The organism is Streptomyces sp. NL15-2K (assembly GCF_030551255.1).
In the GTDB taxonomy this organism is placed as follows: Bacteria; Actinomycetota; Actinomycetes; order Streptomycetales; family Streptomycetaceae; genus Streptomyces.
The window spans coordinates 9,867,998-9,892,129 of the sequence record NZ_CP130630.1; the positions used below are offsets into that span (position 1 = coordinate 9,867,998).

General features: G+C 70.1%; 11 protein-coding genes. All 11 read right to left on the reverse strand.

All coding sequences use genetic code 11. From position 1 onward, the window contains the following. The 11 genes from Q4V64_RS43890 to Q4V64_RS43940 are packed head-to-tail and all read right to left on the reverse strand — an operon-like array spanning position 1 to position 24,005. Positions 1-1,182, reverse strand: coding sequence for an acyl-CoA dehydrogenase family protein (locus Q4V64_RS43890; protein WP_124438074.1), 1,182 nt, complete (start codon positions 1,180-1,182; stop codon positions 1-3). Between the two features lie 11 nt (positions 1,183-1,193). Further along, positions 1,194-2,354: an acyl-CoA dehydrogenase gene (locus Q4V64_RS43895; protein WP_124438073.1), complete on the reverse strand. Its 1,161-nt coding sequence runs from the start codon at positions 2,352-2,354 to the stop codon at positions 1,194-1,196. After that, the gene (locus tag Q4V64_RS43900; RefSeq protein ID WP_124438072.1) at positions 2,351-2,632 is read right to left on the reverse strand and encodes an acyl carrier protein; all 282 of its coding nucleotides are present in this window, start codon (positions 2,630-2,632) and stop codon (positions 2,351-2,353) included. Before Q4V64_RS43900 ends, Q4V64_RS43895 begins: the two co-directional genes overlap by 4 nt. Further along, the gene (locus tag Q4V64_RS43905; protein ID WP_124438071.1) at positions 2,629-4,161 is read right to left on the reverse strand and encodes an amino acid adenylation domain-containing protein; all 1,533 of its coding nucleotides are present in this window, start codon (positions 4,159-4,161) and stop codon (positions 2,629-2,631) included. Before Q4V64_RS43905 ends, Q4V64_RS43900 begins: the two co-directional genes overlap by 4 nt. Next, positions 4,158-5,774, reverse strand: a complete 1,617-nt coding sequence (locus Q4V64_RS43910; protein WP_124438070.1) for an AMP-binding protein — start codon at positions 5,772-5,774, stop codon at positions 4,158-4,160. The genes Q4V64_RS43905 and Q4V64_RS43910 overlap by 4 nt, the downstream gene beginning before the upstream one ends. Beyond that, the gene (locus Q4V64_RS43915; protein WP_124438069.1) at positions 5,771-7,141 is read right to left on the reverse strand and encodes a cytochrome P450; all 1,371 of its coding nucleotides are present in this window, start codon (positions 7,139-7,141) and stop codon (positions 5,771-5,773) included. The genes Q4V64_RS43910 and Q4V64_RS43915 overlap by 4 nt, the downstream gene beginning before the upstream one ends. Next, positions 7,138-7,935 carry an alpha/beta fold hydrolase gene (locus tag Q4V64_RS43920; RefSeq protein ID WP_124438068.1) on the reverse strand — a complete coding sequence of 266 codons (798 nt, stop codon included), beginning with the start codon at positions 7,933-7,935 and terminating at the stop codon, positions 7,138-7,140. The genes Q4V64_RS43915 and Q4V64_RS43920 overlap by 4 nt, the downstream gene beginning before the upstream one ends. Continuing rightward, positions 7,932-9,059, reverse strand: a complete 1,128-nt coding sequence (locus tag Q4V64_RS43925) for a Gfo/Idh/MocA family oxidoreductase (protein ID WP_124438067.1) — start codon at positions 9,057-9,059, stop codon at positions 7,932-7,934. The genes Q4V64_RS43920 and Q4V64_RS43925 overlap by 4 nt, the downstream gene beginning before the upstream one ends. Continuing rightward, a complete protein-coding gene (locus tag Q4V64_RS43930; protein ID WP_124438066.1) occupies positions 9,056-10,195 on the reverse strand; it encodes a saccharopine dehydrogenase NADP-binding domain-containing protein in 1,140 nt (379 codons plus the stop codon). Before Q4V64_RS43930 ends, Q4V64_RS43925 begins: the two co-directional genes overlap by 4 nt. Then, a complete protein-coding gene (locus Q4V64_RS43935) occupies positions 10,192-15,681 on the reverse strand; it encodes a non-ribosomal peptide synthetase (protein ID WP_124438065.1) in 5,490 nt (1,829 codons plus the stop codon). The genes Q4V64_RS43930 and Q4V64_RS43935 overlap by 4 nt, the downstream gene beginning before the upstream one ends. Further along, complete coding sequence (locus Q4V64_RS43940) at positions 15,678-24,005, reverse strand: non-ribosomal peptide synthetase (RefSeq protein ID WP_124438064.1); 8,328 nt, start codon at positions 24,003-24,005, stop codon at positions 15,678-15,680. Before Q4V64_RS43940 ends, Q4V64_RS43935 begins: the two co-directional genes overlap by 4 nt. Positions 24,006-24,132 lie beyond the last annotated feature (127 nt).

A 24,132-nucleotide genomic window follows, 5' to 3' on the forward strand; every position in this document is an offset into this window, starting at 1 on the left:
TCACCAGTCCAGGTTGCGTGCGTCGAACACGTCGAAGCCGAGGGCCGCCTTTCCCACGTACGCCAGGCAGTCCGCGGATGTGGCGGGCATGACCGCGCAGAACTGGGCCTCCCGCGCGAGCCGTTGCAGCGGACTGCCCGCGTGCAGGGCGCGGGAGCCGCAGAGCCGTACCGCCTCGGCCGCGACCCTGGGCCCCAGCTCACCGACGCGGTACTTGGCCGCGTACACCGCCGTGTTGGCCTCCAGACTGCCTCGCTGTGCGTCCACGAGGCGGGCTGCCCCATGGACCAGCGCTCGCGTGGCCTCGATCTCGACGCACAGCCGGCCGATGTCCGCCTGCACCGTCGCCGAGCCGCGGCGGCGATCGTCCCCGGCGAGTGTGTCCAACACGAACCGCCGTACGGCTTCCGCTATCCCGAGGTATGCGCCCATGTACCCGGCGGTCATCCAGTGCGGCTCGCGTACGAGCTTGAACAGCGACATGCCTTCGACCCCGAGGAACAGCCGACCGCGCGGGACCTCGACGCCCGTCATCGTCATCGTCGCGGTTTCGGTGCCGCGCAACGCCGCACCGTCCCAGAACCGGCCGAATGACACCCCGGCGTCGTCGGCCGACACGACGAAGTGGGACACCTCGTCGTGCTCTTCGGAATCCTCGTGCCGCGCGGCCACGACGTAGTAGTCGGCGACTCCGGCGAGCGAGACGAAGGACTTCTCGCCGTCCAGCACGTAACCCGCATTCGTCTTCCGGTAACTCGTGCGGATCTCTCGCAACCTCGCACCGCTACCGGATTCGGAGACGGCAGAGGCGAACATCCGCCCGTGGTTGACGATCTCGGAGAACACCCACGCGCGGAACTCCTCCGCAGCGTCGGGCAAGGGCGTGTCCGCCGTCTCACAGAGGGAGCCGATGGCCACGTTGTGCATGTTGAAGCCCAACGCGATGGCGGCGTCGCCTGTGGCCAGCGTCTCCAGCACCCTGGTGTGTTCGAGGAAGGACGCGCCTTCACCCCCGTTCTTCGCGGGAATGAGCAGCCTGAGCAGTCCGGCCTCGCGCACCGCCTGGTAGCCCTCGTGTGCGCTCGCTGTGCCCCTGTCCACGTCGTCGGCCGTCGGCCGCAGCGTATCGGCGAGCGCGTCCACCCGTTCGAGCAGCGGTTCCGCTTCTGTCCTGGTGTACATGTCTCTCCTCGTCAGTTCTGTACCGGCAGCCCGAGCCCGCGTGCCACGGACACCCGCAGCAGGTCGTTGGGACCGGCGTAGGTGGAGGCGGCCATGGGGTCGGCCAGGTCGGCGGTGAGCCCGGATTCCTCGATGAACGCGCGCACGCCGCCGAGGGCCGCGGCGTGCCGGGTGAAGGACAGATAGTCCTCGGCGATGGAGATCTTGGTGAGCGCGGCGTCCACGGTGAGCTGGTTCGTACGCACGCCACGGTCGAGCCGTTCCGCCATCCCGTACAGGAGCCGGCGGCAGCGCAACAGCGCCAGGGCCATGTCCGATATCCGTCCGGCGACCAGGTGGCTGGCTCCCATGCGGCGGCCGAAGTGCTGCCGGGAGGTCGCCCAGGCGATGGTCCTGTCCAGCACCCGGCGCATGGGCCCGAGCGCGTAGGACAGCAGCAGACCCCGTTCCCAGGTCGTCGTGGCGGTCAGCAGGGCGAGCCCTGCGCCTTCCTCGCCGACCATGCTGTTCGCGGGAAGGCGCACCTCGTCGAAGTCCAGCGCCCCCATGGGGGCGTCGACGAGTGCCGTCTTGGGGAAGGGAGAGCTGCGGGAGACACCCGGTGCGGCGAGGTCGACCAGGAACGGGGAGAGGGCGAAAGGGTGGGCACCCGGCGAGGTACGGGCGAACACCAGCGCGATGTCGGCCACCGGGGCCGCCGTGACGTACGCCTTGCGTCCGGTCAGCACGAAGCCGCCGTCGTCGAGCCGGTCGGCGCGCGTTTCCATGGCCAGGGGGTCGCTCCCGCCGCCTTCCTCGGTGAGTGCGTGGCACAACAGCACCTCGCCGTTCGCGACCGCGCCCAGGTCGCTCCACGCCTGGCCGGACAGCACGTCACGCAGGGGGAACTGCAGGCCGAACCACTGTGAGGCCATGGCGTAGCACAGACCGGCCGGGGCGCCGGCTCGACCGATTCCTTCGATGGCGGTGACGGCCCGCGTCACGGGGCCGAGCTCACCGGTTTCCTGCTGGCCCGGAGGCTGTCGGTCGCCGAGGACACCGAGTCCGGCCACGGCTCGCCATTGGTCACGGAATCCGGATGTCTCCAGCTTCGCGACGACCGGGTCTGCTCGCAGTGCCATGTCGTCGACCGCGGCCTCGATGCTCGGGCTCTGTGCGAAGGTCGCGTTCATGCCGGTTCACCCTGACACTGCCCGGCACCGGCACGAATGTCGGCGATGGCGTTCCACAGCAACAAAGGCGTGCGGAAGTTGGCTGCCACCACGGAGTTTTGCGGGAACGTGATCCCCGTGCGCTGCTCGACCTGGGCCACGATGCGCATGATGGTCAGCGAATCCAGCAGCCCGGATACGAGCAAGGGCGTGTCGGCTGCGATCCCCTCCGAGGCGAGCCGGTCGGCGTCGTTCAGATTCTCCTCGATCAGGACGCAGAGGTCGTCGACTGTCTTCATGGCGTGACTCCTTGGCCGGTCAGCCGCGAGGCCAGGGCCTCGCGGTCGATCTTTCCTCGTCCGTTCTCCGGGAGCGCGTCCACGAGCTCGATGCGGTCGGGTAGCGCGCTCGCCTGGAGTACCGAGCCCACCGCACGGCGAACCTGGTCCGACGGCACTCCGTCCGTCACGACGAACAGCCAGATCTCGCCGTGGACGGAGACGTCGGGCCGCCAGACGGCGGCACAGGAACGCACACCGGGAATCTCGCGTACGACGCTTTCGATCTCAGGCAGCTCGATCCGGTGGCCTCGGCGCTTGATCTGATGGTCGCGGCGGCCCCGCAGGTAGAGCTTGCCGTCACTCCCGTACCTGGCCAGGTCGCCGGTGAGGTAGGCCGCAACCGTGGTGCCGTCACCGGAGACGACCGGCACGGTCTGCTCGTGCAGCTCGCCGTCCTGCAGATAACCGAGGAAGACCGAGGGCCCGGCAACCGCGATCTCACCTTCGGATCCGGCCCTTCCCTCGTCGTCCACGAGCTCGACGCGCGTGTCGCTGATCGGGCGGCCGATGGACAGACCGGCGGCGGCCGACCAGTCCCTCGGCAGCTTCTCGAAGGTGCACACGTTGGTTTCCGTCGGGCCGTAGAGGTTGTAGAAGGCGCGGTCGGCGAACACCTCGGTGTAGCGCTGCAGGCCGGCTTGCGGAAACGGCTCACCGGCGAAGGCGATGACGCGTAGATCGGGCGGTGGTTGTTCGGCGATGCCTCCCCGGTCGAGCAGGGCCATCCACAACGTCGGAACCGCGTAGAACAGTGAGATCCGTTCCTCGGCCAGCCACCGGACGGCATCGCGAGGGAACGACTTGTAGGGCTCGGGCATCAGGCACAGGCAGGCGCCGGCCATCGCGCTGCCGAAGATGTCGAAGGTGCTCAGGTCGAAGGTGAGGGCGGACTGCGAGCCGATGCGGTCGGTGGGCCCGGCACCGAACTCGCCAACCGCCCATTCCACGAAGTGCAGCACGTTCCGGTGCGACAGCAGCACTCCCTTGGGGGTGCCGGTGCTGCCGGAGGTGAACAGCAGGTACCCGCCTCCGGTGTCACGCGGTGGCCCGGCGTCGTTGAAGGCCAGCACCTGCAGCGTGGGCCCGAGCCGCACGACCCGTGGCCGTTGCGGGCCGAGCAGTGCGGTAGCCGCGTCGGTGCCCACCCGTGTGGACGTGACCAGCATGTCGAGCCCGGCGTTGCGTACGATGCGCGCCGTTCGCTCGGGCGGGTCGGTCACCTCCATCGGTGCGGCGACGGCGCCCACCCGAAGTGCCGCGTAGAGAACGGCGAGTGCGTCGAGTGACTTGGTCACGTACACGCCCACGCGATCGCCCGGCCGCACGCCGGCCTTCACGAGCCCATCGGCGAGGCCGTCGACCAGCCGGTCCAGACGGGCGTATCGGATGGTGCGGTCGCCGTCCACGACCGCGGGCCGGTCGGGATGGTCGACGGCCGCTGCGGCCAGCAGTTCGTCGAGACGCTGCACCTGTGGCGTCGCGCTCATTCGGCTGATCCGTCGAGCAGTCCCGCGAGCACCTTCTTGTCCATCTTCCCCACCGGCGTCAGCGGCATCTCGCTGAGCGTCCGCACCTCGTCGGGGGCTTTGTACGCGGCCAGTCCGCGGTCGGCGAGATAGGCGACGAGGTCCTTCCGGCTCGGCACGTCGGTGCCGTTCGGCACGATGAAGGCCACCGACCGCTCACCGAGAACCGGGTCGGGCGCGGGCAGCAGAGCAGCGGACCGGATGCCTGGATGGGCCTGCAGGTGCCCTTCGACCTCGGGGGCGGCGATCTTCATCCCGCCCCGGTTGATCTGGTCCTTGCTGCGGCCCACCACGATGACGTGGCCGGAGCCGAGGCGGCGCACCAGATCGCCGGTGCGGTAGAAGCCGTCGAGGAAGTTCCCGGCGTGCTCGGGCCCGCGGTAGTACCCCCGCAGTGTGTACGGCCCGTTGGTGAGCAGCTCCCCTACCTCTCCCTCCGGTACGTCGACGTCGTGGCCGTCCACGACACGGAGCTCGTCGGCCTCGGAGATGGGCCTGCCCTGCGTCGTACTGATGATCTCGGCCGGGTCGTCCAGCCGGGTCAGACACAGCAGGCCCTCAGCCATGCCGAACACCTGCTGGATGGTGCAGCCGAAACCGGCGATCATCTTCCTGGCCACGTCGTCGGAGAGCCGAGCGCTGCCGATCTGCAACACCCGCAGGCCGGAGAGGTCGGCCTCCGTGACACCGGCCTCGTCCAGCCAGACGGGAGCGAGCTGCGGGTTGATCGCCGTGATCGTCACGCCTTCTCGCTCGATCAGCTCGAAGCAGTAGCCGGGGTCGGGGGTGGCCGCCATCACGACGGTTCCGCCGACACTGAGCGCGCCGAGCACCCCGGGGCAGTTCATGGTGTAGTTGAACGCCACCGGCAGGGTCGCCATGTACACGGCGTTCTCGTCGAGGGCGCATACCTCGGCGGCGGCCCTGGCGTTGTACAGGTAATCGTCGTGGGTCCGTGGAATCAGCTTGGGCAGTCCGGTCGTGCCACCGGAGAGCAGCAGCAGCGCCAGGTCGCCCGCGTCGGCGGGGCTGGAGACCGGTGTGCCGGACGACGCCGAGGCCAGATCGTCGAAGGCGGTGAAGCCGCTCTCGCCAGGGTCGCCGACGACGATGACGTGTTCCAGCGCCTCGCCGGCCGCCCGGACCGTCTGGGCCAGTTGGCGGTAGTCGAACCGCGCGTGCACATCGGGGATGACGTATGCGGTGGCCCCGGAGAGCCGGGCGAGGTGGATCATCTCGCTGTGCCGGTGGCCCGGCTGAGCGTGCACCGGCACCGCGCCGAGCTTCATCAGTCCGAACCACAACACCAGGAACTCCACGCGGTTGGGCAGCTGGACCAGCACCCGGTCCCCGGCCCCGATCCCCAGGTCGCGCATACCGCGTGCCACCCGTTCGGCGCGCTCGGCGAGTTCGGCGTACGTGAGCCGCAGTCGATCGTCGACCACGGCGGTCCGGTCGCCGAACGTCTTCGTGAGCCGGTCGAGGAACTGGGGGTACGTCTCGCCCCGCCAGTAGCCCGCCGCGCGGTACGCGGCGGCATCCTCGGCCGGCCAGGCGACCATGTCGGCCGTCATGGCTGAACCTCCCTTGTCCGTTGTGTTTCACGCACCAGCACCGTCAGCCCGTGCTTCGGGCGCATGCCGATGAGACCTGCCGGCTCCGGGTCCTTGGACACCAGCCACAGCTCGGCGTGCCTGGCCACCTGGGCGAGCGCCGCCTTCACCACCACGGTGGCGAACGCTGAGCCGACGCACCGGTGCGGGCCGCCTCCGAAGGGCAGGAACTCGTGGGTCTCGGGCTTGCGGTATCCGGCCTCGGCGGGGTCCCACCGCCGCGGGTCGAAGCGCACCGCGTCCGGCCACAGATCGTCGAGCCGGTGGGTGTGGTACGGGCTGAAGACCAGCTTGGAGCCCACGGGAAAGCGTTCGCCGGCGAAGGACAGCTCGGTGGCGACCATCCGGGAGGCGACCACCGTCGCCGGATGCAGCCGCAGCGTCTCCGACACCACCCGGTCGAGATAGGTCATCCGGTTCAACGCCTCGGCCGTGATGGGCTCTTCGCCGGGCACCACCTCGGCGATCTCCGCGGTGATCGCGTCCCACACAGCGCGATCGGCCAGCGCGCAGTGCAGCGCCCAGGCGAAGGTCGCCGAGGTGGTCTCGGCGCCCGCTTCCAGAAGGCTGATCAACTGGTCGCAGATCTCGTCGTCGCTGAGCGCGGGAACGTCGTCCTCCCGGCCGGCCAGCAGCGTCGCCAGCACGTCCGGCTGCCCCGCCTGTGTCTCCTCGGCCCTGCGCCGCGCGATCTCCTGGACCACCCACTGCCGGACTGATTCGCGGGCCGCGACGGCACGTTTCCAGGACGGCAGGCCCAGACTCTGCACCCGGCGGACGAGGGAGCTGGTGTCGATGGCCTCATGAATCGTCTGCAGGTGCGCACGCAGCCCCTCGGCGCGCTCAAGGGCCCTCGCACCGAAGAGGCTTTCGACGGTGGCGTCACGCAGTGCGGCCCGGAAGTCGCCGTACACCTCGACGACGTCGCCCACCTGCCACGCGCCGGCCACCCGGTCGATGTGCCGCTGCACCGTCCCGATGTGGCCCGAGACCTTCCGTACGGTGAAGGCGGGCTGCACGAGCCGCCGCAGCCGCCGGTGCTGCTCCCCGTCGTTGACGAGCAGGGCGCCCGGCCCGGCCAGTGGTACGAGGCCGGCGAAGGCTCGCTGCCAGCTGAACTTGTCGGTGTTGTCAAGGATGAAGCGATTTGCCTCCGGTCCGAGCAGCAAAGCGAACCGGATGGGCCCGGCCCCGAGTCGGCACACCGGCCCATGTCGTTGGTAGAGCCGGTCCATGGCCGTGTACGGGTCCTTGGAGAACTCGCCGAGATCCCTCAGCGAGTCGAGCGTCCGTCGCACGGGCGCCGGAAGCGTGGCGGTGGTGGTCAACGGTGTGCTCCTCCGTCATCGAGCTGAGGGACATACGTCGATGGGCGCGGCCCGGGCCGTAGCTCGTCGAGGACGATGTCGATCACCGAGTCGCGCTGCTCGACCAGGTAAAAGTGATCGCCGGGGAAGGTGTGCAGGCGCATCCGACCCTCGGTGCACTCGGCCCAGTCCGCCGCCTGCGCCACGGTCAGCTCGGTGTCGTCCTCGCCCACCAGAGCCGTGATCGGGCACCGCAACGGCGCGGCCGTGGTCGGCCGGTAGGTCTCGATCAGGCGATAGTCGTTGCGCACCACCGGCAGCACGATCGCGGCGAGGTCGGGCTCCGCCATCAGTTCGGCGTTGGTCGGCTTGAGCCGGACCAGCTCGTCGACCACCGCCCGGTCGTCCCGGGTGTGCAGGATCCCGCCCCGGTGATGCCGGGGCGGCTGGCGCCCGGAGATGAACAGATGCTCCGGCTCCGCCAGCCCGAGCGCCCGCAGACGCAGGGCGACCTCATGCGCCACGGCACCACCCATGCTGTGCCCGAAGAAGGCGAACCGGCCGAGTGCCACAGTGGCGAGCGCGGCGACGATCTCCTCGACCAGCGTGTCCATCCGGTCGATGAACGGCTCACCCAGCCGGTCCTCCCTGCCCGGATACTGCACGGCGTGCAGTTCGACGGCCTGACCCGTGCGGTCCTGCCAGGCCCGGTAGGCGCTCGCAGCCCCGCCGGCATGAGGGAAGCAGATCAACTTGGCCGCCGCGGGCGGCCGTGGCCGGTAACAGCGCAGCCACCTACTGGGGGACGAGGTCATGTGTGGTGTCCTTCCTGCGCGGTCTCAGCCGTGAACAACTTCGGGAGGTCCATGGGCTCGGGCGTCGGCGGATGGATGAGCTCCGGCTGTCCGAGCCGGGCGGTGAGGTCGTGCCAGATGCCGGTGACGGTCAGCGCCCACTGGCCCGCCGCTGTCGACCGGCCCTTGTCGGCGATGTCGGCGCGCAGTTCGCCCAATGCCGTACGAACGGCGTCCGGCCAGACCGTGTCGAAGACGTGCCGGAAGGTGGGCCCGGTGCCCTCTCCGAGAGGTTCGGTTCCGGGCACTTCCAGCCGCTCGGTGCCGGGGCCTTCCATGATCAGGCGTCCGGTGTCGTCACGTTCGCTGTGCATGCGCGGGCTCCACAGCACCGGTCCGTGCGTGTCGGCGAGCGTGAGCACCCCGGCCTCGAAGGCGAGCGAGAGCCGGTGCAGCAGCAGGGCGTGGTTGTCCGCGTCAGCCGGGTGGATCTGGTTCTGTACGCGCAGGGACACCGGCGTCGCACCGATGACCCCGTGCAGGTGGGTGTACGGGCCCGGGTTGTGTGCGAGAGCCGCCAGTGCCGGCGGCGGGGCCGACGCTTCGGCGAAACGCCACGGCCGCAGGCTGCCGACCGCGCGTCCGATCACGTCGACCAGCGGGTAGAGGACCTGGACGCCGGCAACGGCGTCGACGAACAGGGGACGTTGCCGGCGGCGCAGGATCTCGGCAGCGGCAAGGAACCGCCGGATGGCGTCGACGTGCGGATAGAAGGCGTTCAGCCGGTACCGGACGCCGTGCTGCTGTGCGGTGCTCAGGCACGCGGCCAGCTCGTCGGGGTGCAGCAGGTGTTCCTGAAGGACGTGGATTCCCCTGGCCATCAGCCGCTGGGAGAGTTCGGCGCCCGATCCGCCTGCCACTCCCGCCCGTACGGCGACACAGGCGATGTCGATGTCATCGGGCAACTCGCCGGGGTCCTGGTAGCACGGCACGTCGTATGCCGCCGCGTACTGCTGCGACGCCGTGCTGCCCTTCGACAGCACACCGGCCAGTTCCACGGCCGGGTCGGCGTGCACCGCACGCAGGTAGACACGGCCGAACGAGGTGCCACAGACCACTACGCGTGGCTTTCCTGGGGTACTCACAGCATCCCTTCCTCGATGGGTCGGGTCTCCGGGTCGTGGTCGTGGACGTCAAGTACGGGCAGGGCACCGAGCTCACGCACTCCACGCAGGGTGGATTCCGGGTGGAGCACCTCGTCGGCGAAGTGCAGGCCGGGCGGTACGGCGCCGTCCAGCACCGCCCGTACGGCGAGTACGGCTGTGGCAGCGGTCAACCGGAAGCTGCTCGGGGTGCGCAGGACCGCGGTCCGCGCGGTGGGGCCGGTGACCACGGTGAAGGCCATGAGGTAGTACGGGTCCTGGCCCGCGCGGTCGACCTCGCCGGCCGCCGTGACCTCCTCGATGGCGGTGGCCAGTGCCGCCGGTTCCCGGGACACGCGTCCGCGCAGCCGACCCAGGCTCAGCCGGAGCTGGGTTCCGGTGAAGACGTTGTACCAATCGAGCGAGGCCAGTCCGGTCGAGCGCGCCAGGCGGACGGAGTCGGCGGTCAGGAACGGCATCGTCGTGACCCGTCCCGGGAAGTACGGGATCTCGGTGTCCTGGACCACCGGCAGTGCCCCGGTGACCCGGCGGCCGTCCCGCCAGGCGGCAAGAGCCTCGCCGTACCAGTGCGCGCCCTGCTCCGCCCCGTCCGCGCCGTCCACGGAGAGCACGAGGTCACCGGCTGAGGCGCGGCTGAACCGCTCGATGCCGCCGGCGTACACCACCAGTGCCGCACCGGCGAGCCGGCCACCGACGAGGAAGTGCGGCACCAGGTTGGCCAGCCCCGGCAGCATGCCTGCCGAGAGCACCGCCGTGCGGGAGCCCAAGGAGCCCACCACCGGGCCGGAGCCCGCGAGCAGGTGATACGCGGGGCCGTCCCCCGACACGTCGACGTAGTGGGCGCCCGCGGCGAGTGCGGCCCTGCCCACCCTGTCCAGCAACAGATAGGAGGGGCCCGCGCAGTTGAGCACCAGACGGGCGCCCGCGCAGAACCGGGCCACGGACGCGGGGTCACCGGCGTCCACCTGAACCGACTCGGCGCCCTTGGCCACGTCGTGCAACCGTCGTACGTCACGAGCGCCGACGCGCAAGTCTGCGATCCCGCTGGACCGCAGCATCCGCACAGCCGCCCGCCCGACGAGCCCAGTGGCGCCGAGCACCGCGACGGGGCCGGTCACCGCTTGACTCCGGTCAGCAGGGCACCGAGGCCCGGCGCGTTCGGGGCCGACACACAGCCGAAGTGGTCACCGGGGATGTCGTGCACGGTCAGCTCACCGACGCAGATACTCCGCCAGAACGCGCCGACATCGGCGCGGGTGCCCGGCAGCAGCGTGGAGGAGTCGCTGTTGCGCAGCAGCGTCACCGGCCCCAGATAGGGCTCGGGCCGGTGCCGCGAAACCGCGTGCATGCTCTGCCGGAACACCGCGTAGTAGCGCGTGAACTCCTCCAGGGAGTGATTGCCCGCGTTGTACGCACCACCGGCGGCCGAGGCGCGGTGAAGGGCGGCGAGCCGGTCCTCCTGCGAGCGCAGGGCCAGCGCCCGGAAGTGTGCGCCGACTTCGGCGAAGGAGCCGTCCAGGCCGGCCAGCGCGCCATCGGGTATCCGGTCCGGCGTCATGTCCAGGATCGAGCGCACGGCACCGCTGAAGGCATCCGGGTCCGCGGGCAGCCCGGCTGCTGCCAGGTCGGTGCCCATGGCCAGGGCGAACACGTACTCCACCATCAGCTCGTCGTCGACCGCGGGCGGGCGGTACGAGCTGATGACGGTCAGCTCTTCCACGCCGGCCCCCGCCTCGGTGAGCGTGCGGGCGATCTCGGTGGCCAGCAGACCGCCGACGCAGTAGCCGATGACCCGAAAGCGGTCGCCTGCGTCCAGCAGTTCCCGGGCGTAGTCGGCGGCGAGCCGGTCGATGACCGCATCCGGGGGCAGGGCCAGATACCGGTCGTAGTCGTCCACCTGCACACCGACCAGCGGGCCACGGTGCGCCGCCCGCAGGTGCGGCAGCAGCGGCTGGTACGGCTGGAGGGTTCCCGAACCACCGTGCACCAGCACCCAGGTCGCCGCGCCCTCGTCGGCGCCGTTCCCGGTGGCGTCGCTCAGCCGCAGGACGCCTGATCGGGCAGGCTTCGGACGGTCCTTCGTGTCCGTCGTGGAGCGCAGGTACGCGGCGAGGCCACGTACCGTCGCGTCCTGCAGCATGTGCCGCAAGAGTTCCTGCCACTCCAGTTCCGCCGCCTCCGGTTCGCGTTCGCGGAGGCGACCGACCATGCGGGACAGCAGCAGGGAGTCGCCGCCGAGGGAGTAGAAGTCCTGGCCACGACCAATGCGGTCGGAGCCGAGCATCTCTGCCCAGAGCGCGGCGATCCGCCGTTCCAGGTCATCGACGGGTTCCTCGATCTCCTCGGTGCGGGCACCGCCGTCGCGGTCGGGCGCCCAGGCGGCCAGTGTCGCCCTGTCCGTCTTGCCGTTCGCCGACCTCGGGAGCGCGTCCAGCAACTGGAGGTGCCCCGGTACCATGTAGGCGGGCAGCTGGTCGGCGAGATACTCGCCCAGTTCCGCGGTCGTGACCCCCACGTGATCGGTGTTGAACTGCGCCAGGAACACCCCCTGGCCCGACTTGGCGAGAGCATGGTCGGTCGGCGGCAGGCACAGCGGATCGCGCGCCCCGGCCTCGTGCAGCAGTCCCAGCCACTGGCTCCTGGTGAAGAACGCCTGATCGGTGTCCTTGCGCAGGTCGGTGAAGTGGGTCAGTTCGCTGAAGAACTCGAACTCCATTGACACCAGTAGCGGGTAGTTGTGCTGCTTCGTCGGTTCCAGGAAGACCAGCCAGCCGCCCGGCGCGAGAATCTCGCGCAGGCCCGCGAGGACCTCACCCGCGTTGCGCGAGTTGTGCAGCACGTTGGCGCACAGGATCACATCGGCGGTGTTGGGCAGCATGCCCTGGCTGCGGGCATCGGCGTTGATGTCGAACCTGCCGTACCGCACCCACGGGTAGTCGGCGAACTTGCCGCGTGCCTCGCTGAGAAAGAACTCGGAGATGTCCGTGAACAGGTAGTCCGGCTCGAACTCCGCGAGTGCGGGAATCAGGTCACTGCTGGTTCCGGCGATGCCGGCGCCCACCTCAAGGATGCGCAGCGGCCGCTCGGGCTGCCCGGCGGCGATGGCGCGGACAGCCGCGATCACCATCCGGTGCACGCTCCGGCCGACCAGGTTGTCCCGGTACACCGCGTGGGCCGCGCCGACCTCCCCGCCCGGAAAAAGCAGTTCGCGCACATCGAGGCGGCCGTCGAGGAGTTCGTCGAGGCGTCCACTGCAGGTGCGGATGTAGTCCAGGGTCGCCGCGCCGTAACCGACCCTGCTGTTCAGGTCGTCGATCCGCTGCCAGGCGGCCCGGATGTCCTCGGCCGTCGCGCCCACCAGCCCGCGGTAGCGTCCTGAGCCGGTATCCAGGCTGACTGCTCCGGCGTGGACGAGAGCGCTCATCCACCGGCGCAGCAAGCCGCTCTGCGCGGAGGAGACCCCGGTGGCCGCCGCGATCTCGTCGAGGTCGTGACCGGCGGACTCGGTGGCGAACAGCCCGTCGCCGCGCAGCCGTGCCGCGATCGACAGGACCGCCACCTCGTCCACGGCACGCATCAGGGCGACGAAGTCCTCGCCGTTGAGCTCCTCCTCGACCTTCGCGGAGGCGGTGCCGGCGGCGGTGATCACTTCGGTGTGCGCCGGTTCCGGTCCAGGTGCCCTCGTGGCCAGTTCGGCGAAGCCCACGAGGTGGCGGGCGTCGCGCTCACCGAGGACGAGCACCGCGGCGTCGGCGACCGCCGGATGCGACCGCATGGCGGCCTCGATCTCGCCCAGCTCGACGCGGTGCCCGCGCAGTTTGACCTGGGTGTCCTCACGGCCGAGGAATTCGATCGCCCCGTCGGGCAGGTACCTGCCCAGGTCACCGGTGCGGTAGAGGCGAGCCCCGGTGCGCGGATGGATGATGAATCGTTCCGCCGTACGCCGCTCGTCGCCGAGGTATCCCTTGGCGAGTCCACTGCCGCCGATGTACAGCCCGCCGGTCACGTGGTCGGGACAGTCCTCGAGGACGTCGTCGAGGACGTGGAACGTCTGGTTCTCCAGTGGGGTTCCGTACGGAATGCTGCGCCAGTGGGGCGGCACCTCCTCGATCGGGTGCCAGATCGACCAGATCGCGGCCTCCGTGGCGCCGCCGAGGCTGACCACGCGCATGCCGGGGTTCCGCTTCCGTACCCGGTCGGGAAGAGCGACCGGGATCCAGTCACCGGACAGCAACGCCAGCCGCACCGAAGCCGCATCGGCGGCGGGTTCGGAATCCAGGTAGTCCTGCAGCATCTGCAACTGAGCGGGGACGGAGTTCCACAGCGTGACGCGGTGGTCGCGGATCAGTTCGGCCCAGTGCGACGGATCCGCCGCCCGGCGCGGCTCGGGCAGCACGAGCGTGCCCCCGGCGGCCAGCACGCCGAAGATGTCCCACACCGACAGGTCGAAGCCCAGATTCGCGATGCCGAGCACACGGTCGGCAGGGGCGAGGGCGAAGCGCCGGTTGATGTCGTCGATGGTGTTGGCCGCCGCGCGGTGGCTGACCACGACGCCTTTCGGCTCCCCGGTGGAGCCGGAGGTGTAGATGACGTAGGCGGGGGCGTCGGGCTCGACCGACCCGGCCGCGTGCGGGCCACCGGATGCCGCCTCGTCCGCCGTGTCGACGGCGGCAGTGACGGTGACGGCTTGCACCGGCAGGTCCGATGCCGCCTCGGTCCCGTCCTGTACGAGCGCGACCCGGACGCCGGCGTCGGCAAGGATGCGGTCCCTGCGGGCGGCAGGCTGGCCGGCATCGATCGGGAGGTACACCCCGCCGGCGGCCAGCACACCCAGTACGGCGATGACCTGCTCGGGCCCCTTGTCCATCACCACCGCGACACGCTCGCCGGGAGCGCACCCCCCGGCCCGCAGCGTTTCCGCGAGCGCGGCCGCACGGGCGGTGAGCTCACCGAAGCTGAGCGCGTTGCCCGGGGCCAGCACGGCGGGAGCCGCCGGGTTCTCCGCGGCACGGGCGAACACCGGCTCGTGCAGCAACCGCTCGGTCCGCTCGACCACGGTGTCGTTGACCCGGTCGCGGCGCAGCCGTTGCGTTACCGGCAGCGCGACCGGACAGCGCTCGTTCCATGCCTCGTCGCTGGTGGCCAGGGCCCGCACGAGCCCGGCGAACGCGTCGAACGCGTCCTTGGCCACGCCGTCCGGCAGGACGCCCCGCCTCACGTCCCACCCGAGCATCAGACTGCCCGCGTGCTCGGTCACTTGGCAGTCGATCCACACCTGGGGCGTCTCGGTGAGACCACGCCGTATCCGGCCCCGCGGAGCCGGCGAAGCCATCTCGGTGCCCAGGCCGGCGGTGCTGGTGAACACCACCGGCATCAGGGCCGGAGACCCGGCCCTACGGGTCAGTTCCGCCAGGACTTCCACGCCGGTGAACAGCCGATGGTCGAGGTCCTCGAACAGCCGGGCGGAGATCGCCCGCACCCGCTCGGCGAAGCTGTCCTGCTCGTCCAGGTCGACCGCCAGGAGGTTGACCGAGGTGAAGTCACCGATCAGGGCGTCGACGTCGTCGTGCAGCGGCAGCCGGTTGAACAACGGCAGGTTGAGCGTGAACCGGCGGTGGCGGCTCCACCGGCCGATGACCTCCGCGTAGGCGGCCAGCGCGATCGCGGACACAGTGACGCCGTGGGCCTTCGCCCGCTGTCGCAGGCCGGTCAGCTCGGCGTCGGACAGCCACCGGTGCAGCCGGTCGAACCGCACGGGTCCGGCCGGTTCATCGCGCTCGGCCACCGGCAACGCCGGAGCCGGCGGCAGCTCGTCGATCCGGTCGAGCCAGTACTGCCGGTCACGCTGGTACCGAGGCCCGCTGCGCATCTGCTGCTCGGCGAGCACATAGTCCCGGAACGTGATCTCCGACTCCGTTCCAGGGCCCTGATCGCCATGGAGCAGACCGTCCAGTTCGGCGAGCAGTGCCTGCAGGCTCGCCGCGTCGACCACCATCAACTCGACCGCCATGTGCAGGATGGTGGCGTGCTCGGCACGCGTGATACGCAGAGCGAACAGCGGCCATTCGGCGGTGTCCCCGGCCTGTCCGGTCAGCTCACCGCGGCAGGCGTCCAGGTGGGCTTCGAGCCGCTGCTCCGTGGCGCCGCGCAGGTCGATGACGGGTATCCGATAGTGCGGGACCTCAGGGAGTACGCGCTGGTACCCGTCGCCGTGAACGACGGCGCGCAGCATGTCGTGGCGGCGGACCAGCGTGTTCCACGCGGCCTCGACCCGCTCCGGTGCGATGCCGGTGAACTCGACCTCCAGGTAGCTGGTACACGCGATACCGCCGTAGGCGAACGCACGGTGCCGGCCGAGCAGGTACGCCGACTGGACCGGCGTGAGGGGAAACGGATCGTGGCGCCCCGCCGGGTCCGGTCGCAGTCGCGGGAAGGCCGCGTCGCGCTCCAGCAGGCGCAGCACCTCCTCCTTGTTTTGGGCCAGCGTCGCGCGGCGCTCTTCCGTCAGTACGCCGCGGGGCGCGCGGAATCGCAGGTTGCCGTCGTCGGCCCACAGCCGGACGCCGAGGTTCTTCAGTTCGGTGACCAGGTCGGTGACGTTCACAGGCTGCCCTCTTCCAGGTCGGTGCCTACGCGCTGCTCGGTGATCGCCTCGGCGACGGCGTCGGCAAGGTGCGCGATGGTGGGGGTGGCGAAGAAGTCGCGGAGCGACAGGGAGACGCCGTAGATGCGGTCGACTCGTTGGATCAGTCGCGTCGCGCTGAGTGAGTCACCGCCGAGCGCGAAGAAGTTGTCGTGGCGCTGCGCCGGCGCGTGATCCAGCAACTCAGCCCACAGGGCGGCGAGTTCCCGTTCACGATCGGTGGCCGGCGGCTCGTCGGTGGGTTTCCCCTCAAGGGGCCCGACCCCGCTGATGAGGGCGGTGCGGTCGACCTTGCCGTTGGCCGTCAGCGGGAACTCCGTCACGGCGATGATCTCCGGGATCGCGTACGCCGGCAGGCGGTCGGCAAGGTGCCGGGGGAACGCGGCCAGGTCGCCGTCTCCGCTCGGCTGGACGAAGGCGACCAGCCGTTTGCCGCCACGCCCTTCCACCGCGACGGCCACGGCCCGTGCCACGCCGGGATGTGCCGATACGGCTGCCTCGATCTCGCCGAGTTCGATCCGGTGTCCCCGGACCTTGACCTGGTCGTCCTGCCTGCCCAGGAACTCCAGCGTGCCGTCCGGCCAGTAGCGCCCGAGGTCGCCGGTCCGGTACCAGCGGGTGCCGTCGTGCTCGACGAACCGGGCCGCGGTGAGCTCCGGGTCACCGCGATAGCCGCGTGCGGCGCCCGTTCCGCCGATCCACAGTTCGCCGGTGACCCAGTCGGGACGGTCACTCCCGGCCTCGTCCACCACGCGGAATCGCTGGTTGCGCAGGGGGAAGCCGTACGGAATCGAGGCCCACTCCGGGGCGACGGCCTCGACCTCGAATGCGTTGGACCAGATCGACGCCTCGGTCGCGCCGCCCAGTGCGACGAAGCGGCAGTTGCCGTCCTGCAGTTGCCGGCGCAGCCGGTCCGGCAGGTCCATGCCGACCCAGTCGCCCGAGGCCAGCGCGAGACGGAGGGAGCGGGGGAGGCCCCGGCCCGACTCCGCGACGGTGAGCAGCATGTCGAGCACGGCGGGCACGGTGTTCCATATGGTCACCTGGTGCTCGTGCAGCAGTTGCAGCCAGCGCTGCGGGTCGCGGCGGTCGTCCTCCTCGATGAGTACGACGCCCCCGCCGGCGCCCAGCAGCCCGAACACGTCGAACACGGACAGGTCGAAGTCGACGGCCGACACCGCGAGTACGCGGTCGTCCCGGTCGATGGCGTAGCGGCAGCGGAGATCGTCGAGTGTGTTCACCGCACTGCGGTGGGTGATCTCGACGCCCTTCGGCTCTCCGGTGGAACCCGAGGTGAACACGGTATAGGCGAGCCCGTCCGCGGACCCGCGGATCTCCCCGACCGGTGAGTGCCGCTCGGCATCGCGGATCCGCAGCAGGCGTACGCCGTCGGGCTCCGGCGTTTCGTCGTCGCCGAGCAACAGCCGGACGTCCGCGCGGGCAAGGATGCGCTGCCTGCGCAACGGTGGTTGGTCGACGGCGGCGGGTACGTAAGCGGCTCCGGCCGCCAGGATGCCGAGCAAGGCCGCCACTTGCGCCGGCCCCTTCGGCAGGCTCACCGCGACCGGGTCGCCCACGCGTACGCCGTGCTGGATGAGCATTCGGGCGATCCGGCGCGCCCAGTCGCCAAGGGGCCCGTAGCAGAGCCGTTGCCCGTCACCGAAGATCAGAGCCGTACGCTCCGGGTCGGCCGCAGCGACCTCGAAGAAGCCGCCGTGCAGCAGGCCGCCGCCGGGCGCGTCCTCCGGCTCGGCCCCACGCGTGTCATTGACCCGCTCGCGTACGGCCCGTTGCCCCTCGGGCAGCGACTCGGGCGCCGCGCGGGTCCAGTCACCGTCGGCCAGCCACACCAGCAGCTCGTGGTAGGCGTCCAGGATGGCGTCGACCACTCCGGACGGGAACAGCTCGTCGACCGAGTCCCAGCTCAGCAGCAGCCCGTCCGGCAGCTCGATGACCTGGTGGTCGAGCCATACCTGGGGGGTCTGCGAACGTGTGTGGTCGGGCCAGCGCACCGACTGCGCCAATGAGTCGTCGACTCCCAGCATGCTGGTGAACACCACAGGCACGGGTTCGGCGAGGGCGGCGTTCTCCCTGGCCAGCTCACGCAGCACCCGGACCGCGGACACCTCCTGGTGGTCGAGGTCGCGCCAGACCTGCTCCTGCAGCCGCCGCGCGCGATCGAGCCAGCTCTCACCCTCCTCCGGCCGGTCGGCGACCAGCAGCAGCGAGGTGAAGTCACCGACCACCCTGTTGATGTCCGGGTGCACGTCGCGCCGGTCGAACAGCGTCAGGTTCACGGTTAGGTCACGACGGGCGCTCCACGCGCCGAGAATCCGGGTGTAACAGGAGAGCAGGACCACGCTGGGGGTCAGCCCGTGCGCACGGGCCCGCGCGGTGATGGCCTGCCACGTCGCGCTGTCCAGGCGTCGTTCCCGCCGTACGAAGTGGGGCCGGCCGATCTCGCCCGGCTGCACCCGCAGCGGTAGCCGTGGGCCGGGCGGCAGGTCGGCCATGCGCCCGCGCCAGTAGGAAAGAACCCGCTCCAACGTTTCCGGTTCCGGCGTCGCACCGAGCACGTAGTCGCGGAAGGAGACACCGACTTCAGGCAGGTCGGCGTCGGGATCGCGGTACAGCCGGTCCCATTCCGCGAGCAGTGTCAGGATGCTCAGGCCGTCGGTGGCGATATTGTCGAACACCACGCAGAGGCGCGCCTTGTCCTCGCCGTACCTGACCACCCTGATGTCGAACAGCGGCCAGGTCGCGGAATCGATCGTGCCGTGGCACATCTGCTCGCGCACCCGCTCCAGGTCCGCTTCCGGTGAGTCACCGGCCTCGATGACCGGGATGCGGTACTGCGGTACCTTCGGCAGGATGCGCTGGGTGCCGTCGTGCTCGACCACCACGCGCAGCATCTCGTGCCGTGCCACCAGTTGGTTCCAGGCCCATTCGAGCAGCGCCAGGTCGAGCCCTTCCCGCTCGTACTCGACATAGAGCTGAGCGCCGATCCCGCCGAGCACGAAGTCCGGGGAACGGCCGAGCCAGTACGCCGCCTGGATGTCGGTGAGCGGGAACGGATCGTGGCGGTGCTCCTCGTCGGCGGCGAGTGCCGCCGTGGCACGAGCCGCGCCAGGGGTGATGGTCGCGGCGAACTCATGCAGCACCGGGTTGGTGAACAGGCGGGCGAGCTCCGCACCGGACAGCCCCTCGGCACGCAGCCTGGTCATCAGGCGGGTGGCGAGAATGCTGTCGCCACCGAGCGCGAAGAAACTGTCGGTCCTTCCGACCCGCTCCACTCCGAGCACTTCCTGCCACAGCCGCGCGACCGCTTGTTCGGCAGTGCCTGCGGGCTCCTGGAAACCACCCGCCGCATCGTCCGCTTCGGAAGGACCGGGCGCAGGATCGGGCAGCCGGCCGACGACCGGGTCCGCCTGGGCGCTACGGGCTTGCGCATGGGCACTGTCCCGCAGCGCGCGGTGTTCCTCGGTCAGCACCGGCGGCAGCGGCGCGGACCAGTCGACGTCGGCGAGGGACTCGACGAGGCGGACATAGCTGTCGAACATCGCGTCGGTGAGCCCCTCCGTGAAGAGGTCGTCCACGACGTCCCAGTCGATGGTGATCCCGCCACGGGATCGCGCCACCTTGTTGTCCAGCCACACCTGGGGCGTCTGCGTGACGCCGTACACCTGTGGCGGGAATCCGCCGGAGAGGTCGAGCGAGGCATCCTCTCCGATTCCCAGAACACTGGTGAAGACCACCGGGACAGCCGCGGACGCTGATCCCGAGCGCCTGGCCAGCTCGCGCAGCACCCACACCCCGGAGGCTTCCCGGTGGGAGAGATCCCGGCCCTGTTGCTCCTGCAGCCGGCGAGCGGCCGCGGCGAATGCCTCTCCCTCGCCACACCGGTGTCGTACGAGCAGGAGCGAGGCGAAGTCGCCGACGATCCTGTCGATGTCGGGATGCACGTCGCGCCGGTCGAACAGGGTCATGTTGACCGTCAGTTCCCGCTGGTCGCTCCACTCGCCGAGCACCTCGGCGTAGCACGCGAGGAGCACCACGCTGGGCGTGAGCCCGTGCGCGCGGGCGCTCTCGGAGAGCCTGGTCCATGTCCTGTCGTCGACGTAGTGATGCAGTCGGTGGAACACCGGCTTGCCGATCGCGGCGGGGTCCTTGACGAGTGGGAGCCGTGGCGCGGGGGGCAGCTGATCAATCGTTTGACGCCAGTAGGACTCGGCCTCGGCCAGCCGCTTCGGGTCCGGCCGGGCTTGGAGCACGTAGTCGCGGAAGGAGAGGACGAGTGTGGGGAGTTCCGCGTCGAGGTCGGCGTACAGCCGGTCCCACTCGGTGTAGAGCACCATGATGCTGCGCCCGTCCATCACGATGCTGTCCAGACCGACGCAGACCCGGGTGCGCTGCCGGCCCTCGCTGACGTAACGCGCCGCACGGATGTCGAACAGCGGCCAAGTTCCGGTGTCCACCAGATGGTGCGACGCCGACTGCCGCAACCGGTGCAGTGCCGCTTCCGGCCGGTGCCCCGCGTCGATGGTCCGGATGCGATAGCGCGGCACCTCGGGAAGGATGCGTTGCGTTCCCTCGGGTGTGATGACCGCCCGCAGCATCTCGTGCCTGGCGATCAGCCGGTTCCACGCCTCCTCCAGGCGGCCGAGGTCGACGTCGTCGCCGTCGAACTCGAGGTAGAAGTAGGAGCCGACGCCACCGAGCGGAATGCGCTCGTCACGTCCGATCCAGAAGGCCCGCTGAACATCGGTGAGCGGGAAGGGATCGTGCCGTTGGCCGAGGTCCGCACGCACGTGCACGGGTGCCTCGGCAGCACCTTGGGCGAGCGGTGCGGCGAAGTCACGCAGGACGGGTTTGGTGAACAGGTCGGCGAGTTCGGCGCCGTGCAGGCCGTCCTCGCGCAGCCGGCGCATCAACCGGGTGGCCAGCAGGCTGTCGCCGCCCAGTGCGAAGAAGTCGTCGCCACGTCCGACGCGGTCGACGCCCAGCAGTTCGCACCACAGCGAGGCGACGGCCTGCTCGATCGGGCCGGCCGGTGACTGGTACCCGTTGTCGGTGCGGTCGCTGCTCTCCTGCAGCACCTTGTTGATGGCTTTGCGGTCGACCTTGCCGTTGGGGGTGATCGGAAACGCGTCGAGGACCGTGATGTGCTCGGGCACCATATAGCCCGGCAGTCGGTCACCAAGCCAGGCACGCAGGGCGTCCGCGTCGGTTGGTGCGTGGGCCACCACGGCCGCCGCCAACTGCCGTGAGGCGGTCCGCACGACGGTGGCGACGGCCTTGTCCACGTGCGGATGGCCGGTCAGAACGGACTCGATCTCGCCGAGCTCGATCCGGTGCCCACGAATCTTGACCTGGTGATCGGTGCGGCCCAGGAACTCCAGTGTGCCGTCCGGCAGATAACGGGTGAGATCACCGGTGCGGTACCAGCGACGGCCGCCGTATTCGACGAACTTCTCCGCGGTGCGGTCAGGATCACCGCGGTAGCCGTGGGCAACCCCGGCTCCGCTGACCCACAGTTCGCCGGGAACCCAGTCCGGGCAGTCCCACCCTCTGCTGTCCACCACGCGGCAGGCCACGTTACGCAGCGGCACGCCGTACGGAACCGCGCGCCAGGCGGGGTCCACGGTGTCGACCTCGCACACGGTGGCGTGGATGGCCGCCTCGGTCATTCCGCCGAGGCCGGCGAACCGGCAGCCAGGGACGAGCGCCCGCAGCCGCGGCGGCAGGTCGACGGTCACCCAGTCGCCACCGAGCATCACCACCCGGAGGGTGTCTCCGAGGCCCGCTTCCTCTCCGGCGACCAGCAGCATGTCCAGCAGTGCCGGGACGGCGCTGAGTACGGTGACATCCCATCGACGGATGAGCTCGGCCCAGGCGGCGGCGTCCCTGCGCTGAGCCTCGTCCAGCACGACGACGCTGCCGCCGTAGCCGAGGAAGGCGAACAGGTCGTACGCCGAAAGGTCGAAGTCCAGCGCGGACAAGGCGATGGTGCGGTCGGCGGCGCCGATACCGAACTGGTCGTTCACCGCGTCAACGGTGTTGGCCACGGCCCGGTGCGGAACCTCAACACCCTTGGGCACTCCTGTCGAACCGGACGTGAAAATCACGTACATGACCGATTCTGGATCGACCGGCACCGGGGCCTGCACCGGCTCGCACCCGGCCGAATCCTCGACGAGCAACGGCTCCACGCCGGTCGGCCACTGCGGACGAGCCGCGTTCGCCTGGTCGGTGAGTACGAACTTGACCCCCGCCGTGCGGTACACCTCAGCGCGCCGGGCCGGCGGCACGTCCACTCCGGACGGCACGTACGAGGCTCCCGAGGCCAAGACGCCGAGGACGGCGACCACTTGGTCGGGGCCCTTGGGGAGGGTCACGCCGACGCTGTCGCCGGGCGTCACGCCCCGGCCCCGCAACAGCTGGGCAACGCGCAGTGCTCGTACGGACAGCTCGCCGTAGGACATAGAGCCGTCCTTGCCCCACAGCAACGCGGTCCGGTCCGGTGCGGACCGGGCGTGTGCGAAGAACCGCTCGTGGAGCAAACTGTGTTGGGTGGCGCCCTCGGTGTCGTTGACCCGCTCCCGCACGGTGCGCTGCTCGGCCGGCAGCATCGGAGGTACGGGCTCGGACCAACGGGCCGCGTCGTCGAGCAGCCCCTGGACCAGGTCGACGTAGGCGTTGAACATTGCGTCGAGCATCCCGGCCGGGAACACCGAGTCGCGCGCGTCCCAGTTGGCCAGGATTCCGCCGTTGAACTCGGTGACCTGGGCATCGAGCCAGACCTGCGGGCCCTGGGAGATGATCCAGCACGGCTCGCCGAAGCAGTGGCGCACGTCCGGGCTGAAGAGGTCCCCGAGGTCCAGCGCGCTGGTGTAGACGACCGGGGCGAGGACTCTGTCACCGCCGCCATGCCTGCTCAGGTCGCGCAGCACTTCGATGCCGGTGTACTCGGCGTGGCTGGAGGTCTCCCGCAGCCGGGCCTGTATTCGGCTCGCCCTCTCGGCGAAGGGCACGGCCTGCGACAGGTCGACGTCGAGCATGACCGAGCTGGAGAAGTCGCCGACGAGCTTGTCGACGTCCTCGTTCAGCGGCTCCCGGTCGAAGACCGGCAGGTTCAGCAGGAATCGGTCGGCCGAACTCCATGCGCCGACGGTTTCGGCGAACACGGTGGCGAGGGCGGTGGCCGGTGTCACACCGTGTTCCTTGGCCCGCTTCCGCAGCCGTTGGGTGTCCTCGGGGGAGAGCCAGTGGTGGCGCCGCGTGACCGTGGGACCGGTCGCCTCGTCGGAGTGGACCGGCAGGGTAGGTGCACCGGGCAGTTCGGCGAGCTGTTCGCGCCACCAGTCCCGGGCCTCGTTCCGCGTGTGCCGGCGGATCGTCGCGCGTTCGGCGAGGTAGCGAGGATAGCTGTAGTCGATGGGCGGCAGCGGTTCGTCCGGCCGCTCGTAGAGGTGGGCCAGATCGGCGAGGAGGTTGCGCAGGCTGAGGGCGTCCGCGGCGACCATGTCCAGGTTGACGTGCATCCGGGTGGCACCGTTGCCGAGCAAGGAGAGCTGGACGTCGAAGACCTCGCCGGCGGAGATGTCCATGACCCGGTGGGACAGCCGTGAACGGATCGCATCGAGCCGCGCTGCGGTTTCCTGGGCGGGACAGTCACGGAGGTCGTGCGTGGTCAGTCCGGGCCAGCTGGAACGCTCGTCGATGCGCTGGGTGCCGTCGGCGCCGATCCTGACCCGTAGCATGCCGTGGCGCTCCTGCAGGCGGCGCACCGCCTGCTCCAGTCGTCCAGGATCGAGCCCGCCGCCCCCTTCCCCGGCGGCCCCCGTACTGGTCTGGAACTCGGTGTAGAAGTGCGCGGCAACACCGCTGAGCTCCTGGCTCGGCGCCCGCCCGATCCAGAAGGCGTGCTGCATGGCGGCCAGCGGGAAGGGCGCCGATTCATCAACGTGCACCGGACGGGCGACGGCCGTCGCGGTGCCGTCACCGCGCCGCTGCTGTATGAGCGCCCACCATGCGGCCGGGGTGGGCTTGTCGGCCAGGTCGCCGTAACTGACCCGGACACCGTGCCGACGGAGTATGCCGGCCATCCGGATCACGAAGATCGAGTCCATGCCGAGCGCGAACAGGTCGACCTCGTCGGTGACTTCGTCGGACGGCAGGCCGGTCAGCTCGCAGATGCGCTGACGCACTTCCGAAACGTTGGTCATCCAGTCCGTGGTGTTGCCGTGGATCTTGTTCGAGCGTGGAAAGGCAAGCCGATCGGCCATCACGTCACTCCAGACACAAGGCGACAGCTAGAAGTGATAATCGTTTTCAGTTAACTGCTGGCGATGGTCGTGGTCAAGGGTGCAAAAGTGGCCAGGCGACTTAGGTGTTTCGCGGCTGCCTGCCTTT

Coding starts and splice junctions, on each gene's coding strand:
- Q4V64_RS43890 (WP_124438074.1), bottom strand. CDS start 1,182: ATGTACACCAGGACAGAAGCGGAACCGCTGCTCGAACGGGTGGACGCG.
- Q4V64_RS43900 (WP_124438072.1), bottom strand. CDS start 2,632: ATGAAGACAGTCGACGACCTCTGCGTCCTGATCGAGGAGAATCTGAAC.
- Q4V64_RS43895 (WP_124438073.1), bottom strand. CDS start 2,354: ATGAACGCGACCTTCGCACAGAGCCCGAGCATCGAGGCCGCGGTCGAC.
- Q4V64_RS43910 (WP_124438070.1), bottom strand. CDS start 5,774: ATGACGGCCGACATGGTCGCCTGGCCGGCCGAGGATGCCGCCGCGTAC.
- Q4V64_RS43920 (WP_124438068.1), bottom strand. CDS start 7,935: ATGACCTCGTCCCCCAGTAGGTGGCTGCGCTGTTACCGGCCACGGCCG.
- Q4V64_RS43940 (WP_124438064.1), bottom strand. CDS start 24,005: ATGGCCGATCGGCTTGCCTTTCCACGCTCGAACAAGATCCACGGCAAC.
- Q4V64_RS43905 (WP_124438071.1), bottom strand. CDS start 4,161: ATGAGCGCGACGCCACAGGTGCAGCGTCTCGACGAACTGCTGGCCGCA.